We start from the raw sequence: 2,785 nt of genomic DNA, 5'->3' as shown, positions 1-2,785 counted from the left end.
ATTCTCGGCGCCATGCTCGGGGCCTGCCTGGGTCTTGAGAGCTGGCCGGCGCCGATGATCGCCACAGTCAAAGCGGTCAAGTCATCTGGAGCTTGAGCCCCTCGTGAAAGGACTCCTCACCTTACGCTGAGGACCCGTGTAGGAGCTGCCGAAGGCTGCGATCTTTTGATCTTCAGCAGTCTTCGGGCAGCCGCAAAATCAGGATCAAAAAGATCGCAGCCTGCGGCAGCTCCTACAGGAGATGTGCGGGTTATTGAATTGCCCATAAAACACAAGAATGGCAAACAGGAGCACTGTTCATGAGTTCATCAAACGTCGGGCAAAGCGCCGGGCAACTGGAAACCCGGGGTATCGAGCCGGTGCCGGAAGCCGAGTGCAACGGCCATCCGTTGCAACTGTTCTGGGTCTGGTTCGCCGCCAACATTTCCATTCTCGGACTGCCGCTCGGCGCTACGCTGGTGGCGTTTCGCGGGCTGGCAATCTGGCAGGCGATCATTGTCGCGATTGTCGGCGCAGCCGGTTCGTTTGCGGTGGTGGGGATCATCTCGATTGCCGGCCGCCGCGGCCGCGCGCCGAGCCTGACCCTGTCGCGGGCGATCTTCGGCGTGCGCGGCAATATCGGCCCGACCCTGGTCTCGCTGATGTCGCGTCTGGGCTGGGAAACCGTCAACACCACCACCGCGGCATTCGTGTTGCTGTCGCTGTGCTCGATCCTGTTCGGCTCGCCGGTGGAAGCGAAAAGCGCGCCCGTGTTGACGCTGATCTTCATCGCCATTTTCGTGTTGCTGACCCTGTCGGTTTCCGGTCTCGGACACGCGACGTTGCTGGTGATCCAGAAGTGGGCGACCTACGTGTTCGGCGCGCTGAACATTCTGGTCGGCGGCTTCCTCTGCGCGACGATCGACTGGAGCGCGGTGTTCAACGCCACGCCAGCGCCGCTGAGCGCAATGATCATCGGCATCGGCACCATGGCCGCCGGCACCGGGATCGGCTGGGCCAACGCTGGCGCGGACATGTCGCGCTATCAGCACCGCAGCGTCAAGGCGGTGCGGCTGGTAGCGTCGGCGGCGTTCGGTGCGGGGATTCCGCTGGTACTGCTGATCACCCTCGGCGGCCTGCTGTCGGTGGGTAACAACGACCTGGCATCGGCGACTGACCCGATCGTGGCGATCCGCGACATGCTGCCAACGTGGATGGCCGTGCCGTACCTGATCACCGCATTCGGCGGACTGCTGCTGTCGAACAACCTCTCGGTGTACTCCGCCGGTTTGACCACGCTGACGTTGGGCCTCAAGGTCAAACGCGTCTACGCCGTGGTGGTGGACATCGTCGCGATCTTTGCCGGCTCGATCTACTTCATGCTGATTGCCGACAGCTTCTACGGCCCGTTCATTACCTTCATTTCCCTGCTGGCGGTGCCGATCACTGCGTGGGTCGGGATCTTCGTGGTCGACCTGATTCACCGGCATTACTACAGCCCCAACGACCTGCTTGATGTCAGCCCGAGCAGCGCCTATTGGTATCGCGGCGGCATCGAGTGGCGTGCGTTCGGCGCCTGGGCGATTGCCATCGTGCTCGGCTTCAGTTTCACCACCATCGGCACCACCGCCGAGAATGTCTGGTTCAAAGGCGTCCTGTCTGACTCGTGGCTGGGCCACAACGGTCTGGGCTGGATCGTGACCTTCGTGGTGGCCGGTGGCATTTACCTGGTTCTCGGCGGGGCGAAAGACCGCCGCGCCGCGCAAGTCGAGAATGCTCATGCCTAAGATGTTGCACACCGGCCAGGTCATCATCGACCTGGTCATGGCGGTGGATCAGTTGCCGCAAATCGGCGGCGATGTGCTGGCGCAGTCTGCGGCGTTCGAGGCCGGCGGCGGTTTCAACGTGATGGCCGCTGCCGTACGCAATGGTTTGCCGGTGGTTTATCTCGGTCGCCACGGCAGCGGGCGCTTCGGTGATCTGGCGCGCCAGGCGATGGACGCCGAAGGCATTCACATCGGTATCCAGACGCCTGCGCAACGCGACACCGGGATTTGCGTGGCGCTGACCGATGCGTCGGCCGAGCGCAGTTTCATTTCCTACATCGGCGCTGAAGGTGAGGTGACCTGGGAGGATTTGAACAGCGTGACCGCCGAGGCGGGCGATTACGTTTATGTGAGCGGCTACAGCCTGCTGCATGCAGGCAAGGCGCAGGCACTGCTGGACTGGACGCTGGCGCTGCCGGACGCGATCAACGTGGTGTTCGATCCGGGCCCGCTGGTGGAGTCGCCGGACTCGGCGTTGATGCGGGCGCTGCTGCCGCGCATTGATGTGTGGACCAGCAACAGCGTCGAAGCGTTGCGCTTTACCGGGGCGGCGGACATTGGCGCGGCACTGGACCGACTCGCCGAACACTTACCGCAAGACGTGCTGTTGGTGGTACGCGACGGGCCGCAGGGGTGCTGGATTCAGCAGGCCGATGAGCGGCGGCATGTGCCGGGGGTTCGCCGTGAAAGCCGTGGACAGCAACGGTGCGGGGTGATGCGCATGCCGGGGGTGTTTGTCGCCGGGTTGGCGCAGGGCCTGGATGCGCATGAGGCGGCGCGGCGGGCGAATGCGGCAGCGGCTTTGGCGGTGACGCGATGGGGGCCGGCTACAGCGCCGGTGGCGGCTGAAGTGGATGTTTTTATCCGCGAGTCCTGCGGCGACTGAACTGACGCTTTCGCGAGCAGGCTCGCTCCCACAGGTTTACAGGGTGAAACGCAAATTTGTGTACCCCGGAGTCACTGTGGGAGCTGGCTTGCCA

The 2,785-nt window shown here is 63.5% G+C and carries 1 protein-coding gene and 2 pseudogenes; all 3 read left to right on the top strand.

The genetic code is table 11. The features are described from left to right. Positions 1 to 130 (top strand): annotated as a pseudogene (locus HT737_RS07090) (ADP-ribosylglycohydrolase); the annotation flags it as partial. 169 nt (positions 131 to 299) lie between these two features. Then, positions 300 to 1,766 carry a cytosine permease gene (locus tag HT737_RS07085; RefSeq protein WP_182401988.1) on the top strand — a complete coding sequence of 489 codons (1,467 nt, stop codon included), beginning with the start codon at positions 300 to 302 and terminating at the stop codon, positions 1,764 to 1,766. Continuing rightward, positions 1,759 to 2,691, top strand: a pseudogene (locus HT737_RS07080) (PfkB family carbohydrate kinase). The gene HT737_RS07085 and the pseudogene HT737_RS07080 overlap by 8 nt, the downstream one beginning before the upstream one ends. Positions 2,692 to 2,785: the final 94 nt, after the last annotated feature.

This window comes from Pseudomonas sp. MD195_PC81_125 (genome assembly GCF_014060985.1).
GTDB classification, from domain to species: domain Bacteria; phylum Pseudomonadota; class Gammaproteobacteria; order Pseudomonadales; family Pseudomonadaceae; genus Aquipseudomonas; species Aquipseudomonas parakoreensis.
Note: the sequence above shows the minus strand (reverse complement) of the source record. Positions and strands in the feature narration are given on the sequence as shown.

Coding starts and splice junctions, on each gene's coding strand:
- HT737_RS07085 (WP_182401988.1), top strand. CDS start 300: ATGAGTTCATCAAACGTCGGGCAAAGCGCCGGGCAACTGGAAACCCGG.